Annotated in this window: 9 protein-coding genes; 7 read left to right on the top strand and 2 right to left on the bottom strand. The window is 67.7% G+C overall.

The window, feature by feature from the left end; genetic code table 11:
• The first annotated feature begins 25 nt into the window (after nt 1–25).
• From acnD to pbpC, 7 genes are all read left to right on the top strand, one after another.
• Entirely contained in the window at nt 26–2,644 is a 2,619-nt protein-coding gene (gene acnD, locus NSQ78_RS16330; RefSeq protein WP_064239012.1) for a Fe/S-dependent 2-methylisocitrate dehydratase AcnD, read from the top strand.
• Between the two features lie 100 nt (nt 2,645–2,744).
• The gene (locus tag NSQ78_RS16325) at nt 2,745–3,002 is read left to right on the top strand and encodes a type II toxin-antitoxin system ParD family antitoxin (protein ID WP_019338677.1); all 258 of its coding nucleotides are present in this window, start codon (nt 2,745–2,747) and stop codon (nt 3,000–3,002) included.
• Nucleotides 2,989–3,315, top strand: coding sequence for a type II toxin-antitoxin system RelE/ParE family toxin (locus tag NSQ78_RS16320; RefSeq protein WP_064239011.1), 327 nt, complete (start codon nt 2,989–2,991; stop codon nt 3,313–3,315). The genes NSQ78_RS16325 and NSQ78_RS16320 overlap by 14 nt, the downstream gene beginning before the upstream one ends.
• A gap of 23 nt (nt 3,316–3,338) precedes the next feature.
• Complete coding sequence (gene prpF, locus NSQ78_RS16315) at nt 3,339–4,517, top strand: 2-methylaconitate cis-trans isomerase PrpF (RefSeq protein ID WP_064239010.1); 1,179 nt, start codon at nt 3,339–3,341, stop codon at nt 4,515–4,517.
• A gap of 71 nt (nt 4,518–4,588) precedes the next feature.
• Nucleotides 4,589–6,049, top strand: coding sequence for a bifunctional 2-methylcitrate dehydratase/aconitate hydratase (locus tag NSQ78_RS16310; protein WP_064239009.1), 1,461 nt, complete (start codon nt 4,589–4,591; stop codon nt 6,047–6,049).
• 154 nt (nt 6,050–6,203) lie between these two features.
• Nucleotides 6,204–11,111 (top strand): alpha-2-macroglobulin, encoded by a 4,908-nt coding sequence (locus tag NSQ78_RS16305; protein ID WP_339206806.1) that lies wholly within the window; start codon nt 6,204–6,206, stop codon nt 11,109–11,111.
• Nucleotides 11,112–11,160: 49 nt separating this feature from the next.
• A complete protein-coding gene (gene pbpC / locus NSQ78_RS16300; RefSeq protein ID WP_064239007.1) occupies nt 11,161–13,542 on the top strand; it encodes a penicillin-binding protein 1C in 2,382 nt (793 codons plus the stop codon).
• Nucleotides 13,543–13,619: 77 nt separating this feature from the next.
• Here pbpC and NSQ78_RS16295 read toward each other — a convergent pair whose 3' ends face one another.
• Together NSQ78_RS16295 and NSQ78_RS16290 are read right to left on the bottom strand one after the other, a co-directional pair.
• Nucleotides 13,620–14,195 (bottom strand): ferritin-like domain-containing protein, encoded by a 576-nt coding sequence (locus NSQ78_RS16295; protein WP_049468795.1) that lies wholly within the window; start codon nt 14,193–14,195, stop codon nt 13,620–13,622.
• A 29-nt stretch (nt 14,196–14,224) separates the two neighbouring features.
• Nucleotides 14,225–14,707, bottom strand: coding sequence for a peroxiredoxin (locus tag NSQ78_RS16290; RefSeq protein ID WP_064239006.1), 483 nt, complete (start codon nt 14,705–14,707; stop codon nt 14,225–14,227).
• Nucleotides 14,708–14,853 lie beyond the last annotated feature (146 nt).

Here is a 14,853-nt window from a genome sequence, read left to right as displayed (position 1 = left end):
CCCGCCCCAAGTACTCCGCCAGCCCATGAATACCGATTACCGCAAGAACCTCCCCGGCAGCGCGCTGGATTATTTCGACGCGCGCGCCGCGGTCGATGCGATCCAGCCCGGCGCCTACGCCACCCTGCCGTACACCACGCGCGTGCTGGCCGAGAACCTGGTGCGCCGCTGCGATCCGGCCACGCTCGGCGATTCGCTGAAGCAGCTGATCGAGCGCCGTCGCGACCTCGACTTCCCGTGGTTCCCGGCACGCGTGGTGTGCCACGACATCCTCGGCCAGACCGCGCTGGTGGACCTGGCCGGCCTGCGTGATGCAATCGCCGACAAGGGCGGCGACCCGGCCAAGGTCAATCCGGTGGTGCCGGTGCAGTTGATCGTCGATCACTCGCTGGCGGTGGAGTGCGGTGGCTACGATCCGCAGGCGTTCGAGAAGAACCGCGCCATCGAGGATCGCCGCAACGAAGACCGTTTCCACTTCATCGACTGGACCAAGCAGGCGTTCCAGAACGTGGACGTCATTCCGCCGGGCAACGGCATCATGCACCAGATCAACCTGGAGAAGATGTCGCCGGTGATCTACGTGCAGGATGGCGTGGCCTTCCCGGATACCTGCGTGGGCACCGACAGCCACACCCCGCACGTGGACGCGCTGGGCGTGATCGCGATCGGTGTTGGCGGCCTGGAAGCGGAGAACGTAATGCTGGGCCGCGCGTCGTGGATGCGCCTGCCGGATATCGTCGGCGTCGAGCTGACCGGCAGGCCGCAGCCGGGCATCACCGCCACCGACGTGGTGCTGGCACTGACCGAATTCCTGCGCAAGCAACGCGTGGTCGGTGCGTATCTTGAGTTCTTCGGCGAGGGAGCGTCGGCACTGACCATCGGTGACCGCGCCACCATCTCCAACATGTGCCCCGAATACGGCGCCACCGCCGCGATGTTCTATATCGACGGGCAGACTATCGACTACCTGCGCTTGACCGGCCGCGAGGAGTCGCAGGTGGCGCTGGTCGAGAATTACGCGCGCACCACCGGCCTGTGGGCCGACGCGCTGGCCACCGCGCAGTACGAGCGCGTGCTGCGCTTCGACCTGTCCAGCGTGGTGCGCAACATGGCCGGCCCCTCGAATCCGCACAAGCGCGTGGCCACCGCCGAGCTGGCCGAGCGCGGCATCGCCGACGAAGCCAAGCTGGCAGCGGGCAAGGCCGAGCAGGCCCAGGGCCTGATGCCGGATGGCGCGGTGATCATCGCCGCCATCACCAGCTGCACCAACACCTCCAACCCGCGCAACGTGATCGCCGCCGGCCTGCTGGCACGCAAGGCCAATGAACGTGGCCTGCTGCGCAAGCCGTGGGTGAAGTCGTCGCTGGCGCCGGGCTCGAAGGCGGTGCAACTGTACCTGGAGGAAGCCGGCCTGTTGCCCGACCTGGAGAAGCTCGGCTTCGGCATCGTGGCGTTCGCCTGCACCACCTGCAACGGCATGAGTGGCGCGCTGGATCCAGCGATCCAGCAGGAGATCATCGACCGTGACCTGTATTCCACGGCCGTGCTGTCGGGCAACCGTAATTTCGACGGCCGCATCCACCCTTATGCGAAGCAGGCCTTCCTGGCGTCGCCGCCGCTGGTGATCGCCTATGCCATCGCCGGCACCGTGCGTTTCGACATCGAGAAGGACGTGCTGGGCGTGGACGCCGACGGCAATGAGGTGCGCCTGAAGGACATCTGGCCGAGCGATGCCGAGATCGACGCGGTGGTGAAGGCCGCGGTGAAGCCGGAGCAGTTCCGCAAGGTGTACAACCCGATGTTCAACGTGCGCGTGGAGCACGGTGCGGCGGTCAGCCCGCTGTACGACTGGCGCCCGCAGAGCACCTACATCCGCCGCCCGCCCTACTGGGAAGGCGCGCTGGCCGGGGAGCGCACGCTGTCGGGCATGCGCGCGCTGGCAGTGCTGCCGGACAACATCACCACCGACCACCTGTCGCCGTCCAACGCGATCCTGGCATCCAGTGCGGCCGGCGAATACCTGGCGAAAATGGGCCTGCCGGAAGAGGACTTCAATTCCTACGCGACCCACCGTGGCGACCACCTGACCGCGCAGCGCGCCACCTTCGCCAACCCGAAGCTGTTCAACGAGATGGTGCGCAACGACGACGGCAGCGTGAAACAGGGCTCGCTGGCGCGGGTGGAGCCGGAAGGCAAGGTAATGCGCATGTGGGAAGCGATCGAGACCTACATGGACCGCAAGCAGCCGCTGATCATCATCGCCGGTGCCGACTACGGCCAGGGCAGCTCGCGTGACTGGGCCGCCAAGGGCGTGCGCCTGGCCGGTGTGGAAGCGATCGTGGCCGAAGGCTTCGAACGCATCCACCGCACCAACCTGATCGGCATGGGCGTGCTGCCGCTGGAGTTCAAGCCGGGCACCACCCGCCTGACCCTGGGCATCGACGGTACCGAGACCTTCGACGTGATCGGCGAGCGCACCCCGCGCGCCGACCTGACCCTGGTCATCCACCGCCGAGACGGCCAGGACGTGATCGTGCCAGTGACCTGCCGCCTGGACAGCGACGAGGAAGTGGCGATCTACGAAGCCGGTGGCGTGCTGCAGCGCTTCGCCCAGGACTTCCTGGAAGGCGCCAAGGTGGCGTGATACCGGCCTGAATGCCTGCCCCCGGAGGCCGGGGGCGGGCTTGTCCGACACCCGGGCAGGGCGCACACTGGCTTGGCAAAAACTGCCAATGGAGAGTCTCATGGCCACCATGAACATTTCGCTGACCGACCCGCTCAAGCAGTTCGTGGACGAGGAAGTGCGTGAAGGCGGCTACTCCAGTACGTCGGACTACGTGCGTGACCTGATCCGCCAGCGCCAGCGCAGCAAGGCGGAAGAGCTGCTCAAGCAGTTGATAGCCGAGGGGCTGGCTTCTGGGCCTGGCGTCCCGGTGACGGCCGACACATTCGAGCGCATGCGTCGCGAACTGACCGAAAGGATGGAGCGTGAAGGCGATTGAATGGCGGCCCAAGGCCGAAGCCGACGCAGCCGATGCCGCGCTGTGGTTCGCACGGCAGGGTGGGCTGGTACTGGGTCGGCGCTTTCTCGCCGAGTTGGAAGCCACGCTTCAACGCATCGCGGTGTTTCCTGGCTCGGGTTCCACCCGGCACGCCGACCTCGCAGCACAGCTGCCGGTGCCGTTGCGCTTCATGCTGGTTCCGGGCTTCGAACGCTACCTCGTTTATTACCTCGATCGACCGGACCGTGTGGACATCATGCGTGTGTGGTGCGTTGATCGTGGTCTTGACGCGCTGACGCAAGACATTTCCTGAAATTCAAACGCGTGGATTCGACGATGACCTTCCTCCCGCAACTCCGTATTCCCGCCACCTACATGCGCGGTGGCACCAGCAAGGGCGTGTTCTTCCGCCTGCAGGACCTGCCCGAGGCCGCGCAGGTGCCGGGCGCCGCACGCGATGCGCTGCTGATGCGCGTGATCGGTTCGCCCGATCCGTATGGCAAGCAGACCGACGGCATGGGCGGTGCAACGTCCAGCACCAGCAAGTGCGTGATCCTCTCCGCCGCTTCGGTGCCCGACCACGACGTCGACTACCTGTACGGCCAGGTCTCGATCGACACCGCCTTCGTCGACTGGAGCGGCAACTGCGGCAACCTCAGCACGGCAGTGGGGCCGTTCGCGATCGCCAACGGGCTGATCGATCCGGCCCGCGTGCCGCGCGATGGCCTGTGCACCGTGCGCATCTGGCAGGCCAACATCGGCAAGACCATCATCGCCCACGTGCCGATGCGCGACGGCGAAGTGCAGGAGATCGGCGATTTCGAGCTGGATGGCGTGACCTTCCCGGCCGCTGAGATCCAGCTGGAATTCATCGATCCGTCCGATGACGGCGATGCGGGCGCGATGTTCCCGACCGGCAACCTGGTCGACACCCTGGACGTGCCGGGCGTGGGTCGTTTCGAGGTGACCATGATCACCGCCGGCATCCCGACCATCTTCCTCAATGCGGCCGACCTGGGCTACACCGGCACCGAGCTGCAGCCTGCCATCAACGAAGACAAGGCGGCGCTGCAGAAATTCGAGGCCATTCGTGCTTGCGGTGCGCTGCGCATGGGCCTCATCCCGAAACTGGAAGACGCCGCGACCCGCCAGCACACGCCGAAGGTGGCCTTCGTGGCGCCGGCACAGGACTACGTGTCGTCCAGTGGCAAGGCCATCCCGGCCTCGGCCATCGACCTGCACGCGCGGGCGCTGTCGATGGGCAAGCTGCACCACGCGATGATGGGCACTGCCGCGGTTGCAATCGGTACCGCAGCGGCGATCCCGGGCACGCTGGTCAATCGCGCGGCCGGTGGTGGACAACGCGAAGCGGTGACCTTCGGCCATCCCTCCGGCACGTTGCGCGTGGGTGCGCAGGCCGGTCTCGTTGACGGCCAGTGGACAGTGACCAAGGCCATCATGAGCCGCAGCGCCCGCGTGCTGATGGAGGGCAAGGTGCGGGTGCCGGCCGAGTGATGCTCGGGTAACCGCCAACCGGGGTTGGCATGGTGCACGGGCAACCGTGCACTCCCACGAGGAGGGCCACGATGTCCGACAGCCACACCCGATCCAACGAGCGTGCAGCGTGGGACGCGCTGCTGGTGGACATCGTCGATTACGTACGCGACGCGCGCATCGACTCGCCGCTGGCGTTCCAGACCGCGCACCACTGCCTGCTCGACACGCTCGGCTGCGGCCTGGAAGCACTGTCCTTCCCGGCCTGCAGCAAGCTGCTCGGCCCCCTGGTGCCGGGCATCAGCGTGGTCAACGGTGCGCGCGTGCCGGGTACGCATTACGTGCTGGACCCCGTGCAGGCGGCTTTCAACCTTGGCGCGATGGTGCGCTGGCTGGATTTCAACGACACCTGGCTGGCCGCGGAATGGGGTCACCCCTCGGACAACCTGGGCGGCATCCTCGCCGTCTGCGACTGGCTGGGGCGCAACGCGCAGGCCCTGCGCCGCCCGGTGCCCACGGTGCACGACGTGCTGTTGGCGATGATCAAGGCGCACGAGATCCAGGGCGTGCTGGCCCTACAGAACTCCTTCAACCGCGTCGGGCTGGACCATGTGGTGCTGGTCAAGGTCGCCACCACCGCGGTGGTCGCGCAGTTGCTTGGGCTCGACCGCGAACACATGCTCAATGCACTGTCGCTGGCCTGGGTAGATGGCCAGGCGCTGCGCACCTACCGGCATGCGCCCAACACCGGCTCGCGCAAGAGCTGGGCGGCCGGCGATGCGACCAGTCGTGGCGTGCGACTGGCGCTGATGGCGGCCAGCGGCGAGATGGGTTACCCCAGCGTGCTGAGTGCGCCGACCTGGGGCTTTGAAGCGGTATCGATGCACGGCAGGGCCCTGATGCTGGGGCGACCGCTGGGCAGCTATGTGATGGAGAACGTGCTGTTCAAGATCAGCTTCCCGGCCGAGTTCCACGGCCAGACGGCGGTGGAGGCGGCGATCACGCTGCACCAGCAGCTGCGCGCGATGGGGCGACGGGTCGAGGACATCGCGCATATCGCCATCCGGACCCAGGAAGCCTGCATCCGCATCATCGACAAGCAGGGACCGCTGCATAATCCGGCCGACCGCGACCACTGCGTGCAGTACATGGTCGCCATCGCACTGCTGCACGGGCGGCTTGTGGCCGAGGACTACGAGGATGACGTCGCGGCCGACCCGCGCATCGACGCGCTGCGCGCGAAGATGGCCTGCCATGAGGACCCGCAGCTCAGCGCCGATTACCTGGACCCGGGCAAGCGCAGCATCGCCAACGGCCTGACAGTGCGCTTCATCGATGGCACCGAGCTGCCCGAGGTACTGGTGGAATACCCGCTGGGCCACGCGCGCCGACGTGAGGAGGGCATTCCACTGCTGATGGACAAATTCCGCCGGCACTTGGCCCACCGCTTCCCGACCAGCCAGCAGCAGCGCATCCTGGCCGCATCGCTGGACCCGGTGGCCCTGGCGGCAATGCCGGTGACCGACTACGTGGACCTGTACCTGCCGGGGTAGGGCGATCGGTAGTGCCGGCCGCTGGCCGGCAATTCCATCCAACCTGCCATGCCGGCCAGCGCCGGCACTGCCCGCACTGGGGCGATTGCCGAATTCGCGTCAACACCTTGACGTGGCCTGCCTATAATGGCCGCCTCGATCAAGGAGTGACGACATGAGCGGTCCGGCACGGCGGAAGCGGTGGGGATGGGCGGCGGCCGTACTGGCAGGAGGCCTGTTGCTGGGCCTGGCCGGCTGTCGCAATGACAGCGGGCAGCTGCCCAAGGCCAGTGGCGAGGCCATCACCACCAAGGCCGAGCAGGTGAAGGAGTTCACCCTGCTGCGCGCCTACCCGGACCAGAAGAATGACGGCCTGTCGCTGGCGCTGGAGTTCTCGCGCCCCCTGGTCGGCACCCAGGATTTCGACACGCTGGTGCGCTTCGAGGAGAAGGTCGGCACCGACGACAGCAGCTGGACCCTGTCCGATGACGGCCTGACCCTGCGCTACCCGTTCGTCGAGGCCGGCAAGGAGTTCAGCCTGGTGGTGTCGCCGGACCTGCTGGCCGCCGACGGCAGCCGGCTGGGCAAGGAACTGAAGCAGAAGGTCTTCAGCGGCGAGCTGAAGCCGGTGGTCGGCTTCGCCTCGCAGGGCAGCGTGCTGCCGGCCAAGGATAGCCGTGGCCTGCCGGTGGTTTCGGTGAACGTGCCGGAGGTCGACGTCGAGTTCCTGCGCGTGCGCGAGAAGGACCTGCCGACCTTCTTCAGCCAGTACCAGCGCGGCGGTCGCCGCGGCAGCTGGGAGCTGAGCAGCGACTACGAGCGCAGCCCGATCAACAAGCTGGCCGAGCCGGTCTACGTCAACCGCTTCATCCTGGGCGGCAAGAAGAACGAGCGGGTGCTGACCTACCTGCCGACCCAGGACATCAAGGAACTGCAGGAGCCGGGCCTGTACTTCGCCCTGCTCAAGCGCACCGGTGACTACGAAGGCGAGTTCGATACCGCGTTCTTCTCGGTCAGCGACATCGGCCTGCATACCCGTGCCTACAAGGACAAGCTGTTCGTGCACACCGCCGGCCTGAAGGACGGCGCGCCGCTGAAGGGCATCGACCTGCGCGTGCTCGACGCCAAGGGCGAGGTGGTGCTGAAGGGCAGCACCGACGGCAATGGCAATGCGCTGCTGAACTACACCCTGGATGCCACCCACGTGCTGGTCGCCAGCAGCGGCAAGGACACCAGCTTCCTGCCGTTCAACCAGCCGGCGCTGGACCTGAGCGAATTCGCCGTGGCCGGTCGTGACAACGCCTGGTTCGACGTCTACGCCTGGTCCGGCCGCGACCTGTACCGCCCGGGCGAGACCGTGCGCCTGTCCGCGCTGCTGCGTGACAACGATGGCAAGCCGGTCAAGGCGCAGCCGGTGTTCCTGCGCCTGAAACAGCCCGACGGCAAGACCTTCCGTGAGACCCGCCTGCAGCCGGGCGAGCAGGGCTACATCAGTTTCGAGCAGGTCATCCCGGCCGAGGCGCCGACCGGGCGCTGGCAGGTCGAGTTCCGCACCGACCCGGCCAGCAAGGAAGCGATCCAGGGCATGACCCTGCGCATCGAGGAGTTCCTGCCCGAGCGCATGAAGCTGGATCTGGACAGCGCGCAGAAGACGCTGAAGCCGGGCGAGGACCTGCGCCTGCAGGCCAACGGCGCCTATCTGTACGGTGCGCCGGCCGACGGCAACCGCTTTACCGCGCGCATGGCGGTGGCCGCCGAACAGCAGCCGGTGGAGGGCCTGCCGGGCTATTTCTTCGGTGACCCGACCCTGCAGCTGCCTCGCGAGGCCAAGGACGTGATCGATGCCACGCTGCCGGCCAACGGCCAGCTGCGTGAGGACGTGGCGCTGCCGGAAGAGGCGGCCAAGGCCAAGGCACCGATCGCCGTGGTGCTGTCCGGCAGCCTGTATGAAACAGGCGGGCGCACGGTCACCCGTACCCTGAAGCGGGTGATGTGGCCGGCCAACGCGCTGGTCGGCGTGCGGCCGCTGTTCAACCCCGACGATGGTGCTGATTCCAACGGCAACGCACGCTTCGAACTGATGCGCGTGGATGCCGCCGGCACACCGCAGCCAGCCAAGGGCCTGAAGATCACCCTGGTGCGGGAACTGCGCGACTACCACTGGACCTTCAACGACAACCGCTGGGATTACGATTTCACCCGCCGTTTCGAGAACAAGGAAACGCGCACCGTCGATGCTGGAAGCAGTGCGGTCGCCTTCGATTTCCCGGTGGAGTGGGGCGAGTACCGGGTGGACGTGTTCGATCCGTCCACCGGCCTGACCAGCCGCTACCCGTTCCGCGCCGGCTGGAGCTGGGGCGATGACAACCGTGGCCTGGACGCGCGCCCGGACAAGATCAAGCTGGGCCTGGACAAGACCGGCTACAAGGCCGGGGACACCCTGGAAGTGACGGTGACCCCGCCGCATGCCGGCAAGGGCATCCTGATGGTCGAGACCGACCGCATGCTGTACGTGCAGGACATCGACGCCAAGCCGGGTTCGACCTTCAAGATCCCGGTCACCGCCGACTGGGAGCGGCACGACGTCTACATCACCGCGCTGGTGTTCCGTGGCGGCAGTGCGCCGAGCAAGATCACCCCGGCCCGTGCCGTGGCCGTGGTGCACGTGCCGATGGACCGCAAGGGCCGCACCGTGGCCGTCGGCCTGGTCGCGCCCAAGCAGATGCGCCCGGAGCAGGACCTGCCGGTGACGGTCAGCGCGCCGCAGCTGGCCGGCAAGACGGCGCATGTCACCGTCTCGGCGGTGGACGTGGGCATCCTCAACATCACCCGCTTCCCGGTGCCCGATGCCGGCGCGCACTTCTTCGCCCAGCGCCGTCTCGGCATCGACGCCTATGACATCTACAGCCGGGTGATCGAGAGCTTCGACGGCGGCAGTGGCAAGCTCAAGTTCGGCGGCGACATGGCCTTGCAGGCGCTGCCGCAGGCCAAGCGCCCGACCGCGCGCGTACAGACCGTGGACCTGTTCTCCGGCCCAGTGCAGCTGGATGCCAAGGGCAATGCCCGCATCCGCCTGAAGGTGCCGGACTTCAACGGCACCCTGCGCGTGTCGGCACTGGTCTACAGCGATGACCAGTACGGCAAGCGTGACGTGGAGACCGTGGTGCGCGCGCCGATCCTGGCCGAGGCCAGCATGCCGCGGGTGCTCGCCCCGGGTGACCGCAGCACCGTGACCCTGGATGTGCAGAACTTCACCGGCAAGCCGGGCCAGTTCAACGTGAAGGTGGATACCGAAGGTCCGCTGAACCTGGGCGAGGGCAGCCGCAGCGTGCAGTTGAATGCCGATGCCAAGACCACGCTGAGCTTCCCGCTGTCGGCACGCGAGGGCCACAGCGTGGCCAAGGTGCGGGTGCGGGTGGACGGCAACGGCTTCAAGGCCGATCGCCGTTATGACCTGCCGGTGCGTGCGGCCTGGCCGCAGGTGCTGCGTTCGCAGGTGCGTACGCTGGATCCGCTGGCCGCGGTCAGCCTCGACAACAGCCTGACCGATGGCCTGATGGCCGAATCGGTGAATGCGCGCCTGCTGGTCAGCCCGCTGCCACCGATCCCGTTCGCCAGTGCGCTGCAGGGCGCGCTGAACTATCCGTATGGCTGTGCCGAGCAGACCACCAGCAAGGGCTATGCCGCGCTGATCCTGGACCAGGCCACCTCGTCGATGCTCGGCGCCGACGGGCTGGATGCCAAGACCCGCCGCGAGCGCATGGAGGGTGCGTTCGGTCGCCTGGCGTCGATGCAGGTGGCCAATGGCAACTTCTCGATGTGGGGTGACGACGGCTACGTGAACCCGTGGCTGACCCCGTACATCACCGAGTTCCTGCTCGACGCCAAGGATGCCGGTTTCGCGGTGCCCGACAACGTGCTGCAGAAGGCGCTGAACCGGCTCAGCGAGGATCTGCTGTCCGGTGGCAACCAGTTCTATGGCCAGGACGACCGAGAGAAGCTGAAGTTCGCCAACCAGGCGTATTCGGGCTACGTGCTGGCCCGGGTCAACCGTGCGCCGCTGGGTACCCTGCGCACGCTGTACGACAACGAGCGCAGCAAGGCGGTCGGCGGCCTGTCGCTGGTCCACCTGGGCGTGGCGCTGTCGCTGCAGGGTGATGCCAAGCGTGGCCAGGTCGCGCTGGCGGCGGCCTTTGCCAAGTCCAGCAGCGAGCGGCCGTCGTACTTCGGCGACTATGGCAGCGCCATCCGCGATGACGCGCTGATGATCGCGCTGACCCACGAGAACAAGCTGGCCAAGCCGGCCTGGGATGCGCGTGCGGTCGATCTCGGCCGTGGCCTGGATGCGCGCCGCAACGCCGGCTGGATGTGGCTGAGCACGCAGGAACAGGTGGCGATTGCACGTCTCGGCAAGGCGCTCGCTGCCAACCAGAAGGCGCTGGTGGCCGGTGAGCTGGTGATCGGTGGCAACACCGAAGCCATCGGCGAGCGCAAGCTGTTCGGCCGCAACTTCAGCGCCAGCGAACTGGCCAGCGGCGTGCGCTTCACCCCGCAGGGCCAGCCGCCGATGTTCGCCAGCATCGATGTGGCCGGCATTCCGCGCAGCGCACCCGCACCGGACAACAGCGTGCTTGGCGTCGAGCGCAGCTACTACGGCACCGATGGCAAGCCGTGGTCGCCGCGGCCGCTGAAGGAAGGCGAAGCGCTGATCGTGCGCGTCACGGTGACTGCCGACACCACGATGCCCGATGCGCTGCTGACCGACCTGCTGCCGGCGGGCCTGGAAATCGAGAACTTCAACCTGGGCGACGCCAAGCAGTGGGCCGACGTGGTGGTCGATGGCATCACCATCAGCGACCGTGGTGAGGCCGCCGACACCAAGCACGAGGAGTTCCGCGATGACCGCTATGTGGCCGCGCTGAAGCTCTCGCGTGGCAGCAAGGCCAACGTGTTCTACCTGGTACGCGCGGTGACGCCGGGAACCTACTCGGTGCCTCCGCCGCTGGTGGAGGACATGTACCGGCCGCAGCTGCGTGGGGTGGGCCGCAGCAACCCGACCACGATCACGGTGGTACAGCCGTGACCGCGCGGACGGGCCGCGGCGGCGCGGCCCGTCCTGCTGGCAACCTGCAATGAAGAACACGATGACGACCCGGCTGGCGGCGCTGCGCCGCCGGTTGCGGCCGCTGTGGCCATGGCTGCGCTGGGGCACGGCCGCCACGCTGGCGCTGCTGCTGGTGCTGGATTTCGCCTTCCCACCGCCGCTGCCGAAACAGCGCGATACCAGCACCCTGGTGGTGGCTGCCGACGGCACGCCACTGCGTGCATTCGCCGATGCCGAGGGCGTGTGGCGCTATCCGGCCTCGATCGACAGCGTTTCGCCGCTGTACCTGCAGGCGTTGCTGACCTACGAAGACCGCTGGTTCTGGCGCCATCCGGGCATCAACCCGGTGGCGATCGTGCGTGCCGGCGGCCAGCTGCTGCGTGGGGGCCGCATCGTTTCCGGTGGCTCGACCCTGACCATGCAGGTGGCACGCATCCTCGACCCGCACTCACGCACGCCGTGGGGCAAGCTCAAGCAGATGCTGCGCGCGATGCAGCTGGAAGTGCACCTGAGCAAGCCGCAGATCCTGGCCCTGTATCTGGAGCGCGCGCCCTACGGCGGCACCATCGAGGGTGTGGAGGCCGCCAGCTGGGCCTACCTGGGCAAGCCGGCGGCGCAGCTGTCACATGCCGAGGCCGCGTTGCTGGCAGTGCTGCCGCAGGCGCCGAGCCGGCTGCGCCCGGACCGCCATCCGGAAGCAGCGCAGAAGGCGCGCGACAAGGTGCTGTCCCGCATGGCCGAACTGGGCGCGTGGACGGCGGAAGACGTGGAAGATGCGCGCATCGAGAACGTGGTCGCACGCTCGCTGCGGCCGCCGCTGCATGCCGCGTTGCTGGCACAGCGCATGCACTCGGCCCATCCAGGCCAGGCACGCATCCAGAGCAGCATCGACGTCGGCTTGCAGCGCACGCTGGAAGAGCGCGTGGCCAGCTATTTCTCGACGCTGCCAGAGCGTACCTCGGCGGCCCTGCTGGTGGTCGACAACCAGACCCTGCAGGCGCGTGCCTATGTCGGCACGCTGGCGTTCGGTGACCGCCAGCGGCTGGGCCACGTGGACATGGTGCAGGCCTGGCGGTCGCCGGGCTCGACGCTCAAGCCGTTCCTGTATGCCATGGCGCTGGACGATGGCCTGATCCATTCGGAAAGCCTGCTGGTCGACGCGCCGCAGAGTTTCGGCAGCTATCGCCCCGGCAACTTCGACATGGCCTTCAATGGGCCGATCGGCGCGTCCAGCGCGTTGCGGTTGTCACTGAACGTGCCCTCGGTTGACCTGCTGCAGCGGGTCGGCGCCGCGCGCTTCGCCGCACGCCTGTCGCACGCGGGCATCCAGCTGCGCTTCCCGCCAGGCAGTACGCCCAATCTGTCGCTGATCCTGGGCGGAACCGGCGCACGCCTGGAAGACCTGGTCGGCGCGTTCGCCGCGCTCAACCGCAACGGCATTGCCGGCCGCGTGCGTTACACCGACGACGAGCCGATGATCGAGCGGCGCCTGGCCTCGCCGGGTGCCAGCTGGATCGTGCGCGAGATGCTGGAATCGAACCCGCGCCCGGGATACAGCGCAGGGACGTTCGATGTTGGAGGCCGCCCGCGCGTGGCCTGGAAGACCGGTACCAGCTATGGCTATCGCGATGCGTGGGCGATCGGCAGTACCCGCCACTACACCGTGGGCGTGTGGGTGGGCCGGCCGGACGGCACACCCTTGCCGGGCCAGTACGGCGCGGTCACCGCGCTGCCGCTGATGTTCGAAGTGGTGGACAGCCTGCCGCGCCAGCGGGGTGACTCGGCGGCCGCGCCGATGCCGGCCAGCGTCAGCCAGGAGGATGTCTGCTGGCCCACCGGCGAACGTGCCGAGGGCCTGCCGGCGGCACTCTGCCAGCGGCGGATGTCGGCCTATCTGCTGGAAGGCGCAGCACCGCCGACCTTCCCCGAGCGCGAGGCGCGGCGGTGGCAACCGGGCCGGCAGCGCTACCTGGCCGATGCGCGGACCGGCCTGCGCGTGTCCGCTGACTGCCGTCTTCCGCATGAGGAAGTGGCGCGCGAGATTGCACGCTGGCCGGCGCTGCTCTCGCCGTGGTTGTCCAGGGCCACGCGCGAGGCGTCACAGCTGCCAGCGCTGTCACCGGACTGCCGCGACGACGGCCGCGAGGCCAGCGTGGCACTGCACGTGGACGGGCTCAATGATGGCGCGACGCTGGCGCGCGCGCCGAATGCCGAACACGGTGTGCGCCTGCAGCTGCGCGCGCTGGGCAGCGAGCAGGCCGTGGACTGGTTGCTGGATGGCCGCTGGATCGCGCAGACCCACGGCGCGCAGTTGATGCAGCGCGAGTTCGCCGAGCCGGGCGCACATACCCTGACCGCGCTGGCGGCCGACGGCGCGTGGACGCAGGTCAGGTTCAACGTCCTCCGGTAGGTGCCGGCCCTGGTCGGGGCCGGCCACGCCATTGTGCAGCCGGGCATGGGCTCGGCTCTACAGGGAGCGCCGCGCCGCTATTCCCCGATCCACCCTTCCAGCAGGTCGGCGAACTCGTCGGCGTGTTCTTCCTCCTGCGCCAGGATCTCTTCAAGGATGCGCTTGGTGGTGGTATCGCGGTCGCCGATGAAGTTGATCATCTCGCGGTAGCTGTCGATGGCGATCCGCTCGGCGACCAGGTTCTCGCGCACCATGTCGCGCAGGTCGCTGCCTTCCTTGTACTCGGCGTGCGAGCGCGCGGTCAGCGTGTCCGGGTTGAAGTCCGGCTCGCCGCCAAGCTGCACGATGCGCTCGGCCAGCTTGCCGGCGTGCGCCTGCTCCTGCTGCGCATGCTCCAGGAACTCGGCCTTGACCGCGTCGGCCAGCATGCCCTTGGCCATGAAATAGTGCCGGTAGTAGCGCAGCACGCACACGTACTCGGTGGCCAGGGCATCGTTGAGCAGCTTGATCACGACCTTGCGGTCGGCGCTGTAGCTGTCGGTGATCGCGCCGTCTTCGATGTTGTGCCGGGCACGCTCGCGCAGGGTCTGGCGGTCACTGATGCCGGGAATCCCGGCGGCGGGCTTGCTGGCTTTGGCTGGCTTGCTGGACATGGCTGGCCGTTTCCTTTTGCAATGGGGGGTCAGGTGGGCAGGTGTTCAAGTACGTATTCGGCGGACGACACCTCGAACTGGCCGGGCTGTTCGATCCAGGCGGCGCGCACCACGCCATCGACCACGTACAGCGCGAAGCGCCGCGCGCGGATGCCCATGCCCGAGGCGCTGGCATCGAGCTCCAGGCCCAATGCGCGGGTCAGCTCGGCATTGCCGTCGGACAGCATCAGCAGGCCGTCGGGCACCTTCTGGTCGGCTGCCCAGGCTTTCATCACGAACGGGTCGTTGACCGCCATGCAGTAGACATCGATGCCGCGCTGGCGGAAGGCATCGAATTTTTCGACGTAGCCGGGCAGGTGGCGGGCCGAGCAGGTGGGCGTGAACGCGCCGGGCACCGCAAACAGCACGACCTTGCGGGCGTCGAACAGCGAATGCGTATCAAGCGTTTCGATGCCCTCGCGGATGCGCTTGAGGGTCACTTCCGGAATGCGGTCGCCGACATGGATGGTCATGGTGAACTCCTTGCTGGGGGCAGGCTAGTGGGCCGGATGGGACAGGGGCGTCAAGACATTGGAAACCCGGTGTGCAGGCCCCATCTTCAGGCCTCGTGGCGGGGGCTTCCAGCCCTAGCGTGGTGCATCGGCAGGGCAGCGGCATT

Origin of the sequence: Stenotrophomonas sp. FSL W7-1447 (genome assembly GCF_037966425.1) — a bacterium.
GTDB lineage: Bacteria > Pseudomonadota > Gammaproteobacteria > Xanthomonadales > Xanthomonadaceae > Stenotrophomonas > Stenotrophomonas pavanii.
This window is presented reverse-complemented; position numbering and strand designations above follow the sequence as displayed.

Excerpts from the sequence above, each read along its gene's own strand:
- acnD (WP_064239012.1), top strand. The coding sequence starts at position 26 with ATGAATACCGATTACCGCAAGAACCTCCCCGGCAGCGCGCTGGATTAT.
- NSQ78_RS16325 (WP_019338677.1), top strand. The coding sequence starts at position 2,745 with ATGGCCACCATGAACATTTCGCTGACCGACCCGCTCAAGCAGTTCGTG.
- prpF (WP_064239010.1), top strand. The coding sequence starts at position 3,339 with ATGACCTTCCTCCCGCAACTCCGTATTCCCGCCACCTACATGCGCGGT.
- NSQ78_RS16310 (WP_064239009.1), top strand. The coding sequence starts at position 4,589 with ATGTCCGACAGCCACACCCGATCCAACGAGCGTGCAGCGTGGGACGCG.
- NSQ78_RS16305 (WP_339206806.1), top strand. The coding sequence starts at position 6,204 with ATGAGCGGTCCGGCACGGCGGAAGCGGTGGGGATGGGCGGCGGCCGTA.
- pbpC (WP_064239007.1), top strand. The coding sequence starts at position 11,161 with ATGAAGAACACGATGACGACCCGGCTGGCGGCGCTGCGCCGCCGGTTG.
- NSQ78_RS16295 (WP_049468795.1), bottom strand. The coding sequence starts at position 14,195 with ATGTCCAGCAAGCCAGCCAAAGCCAGCAAGCCCGCCGCCGGGATTCCC.
- NSQ78_RS16290 (WP_064239006.1), bottom strand. The coding sequence starts at position 14,707 with ATGACCATCCATGTCGGCGACCGCATTCCGGAAGTGACCCTCAAGCGC.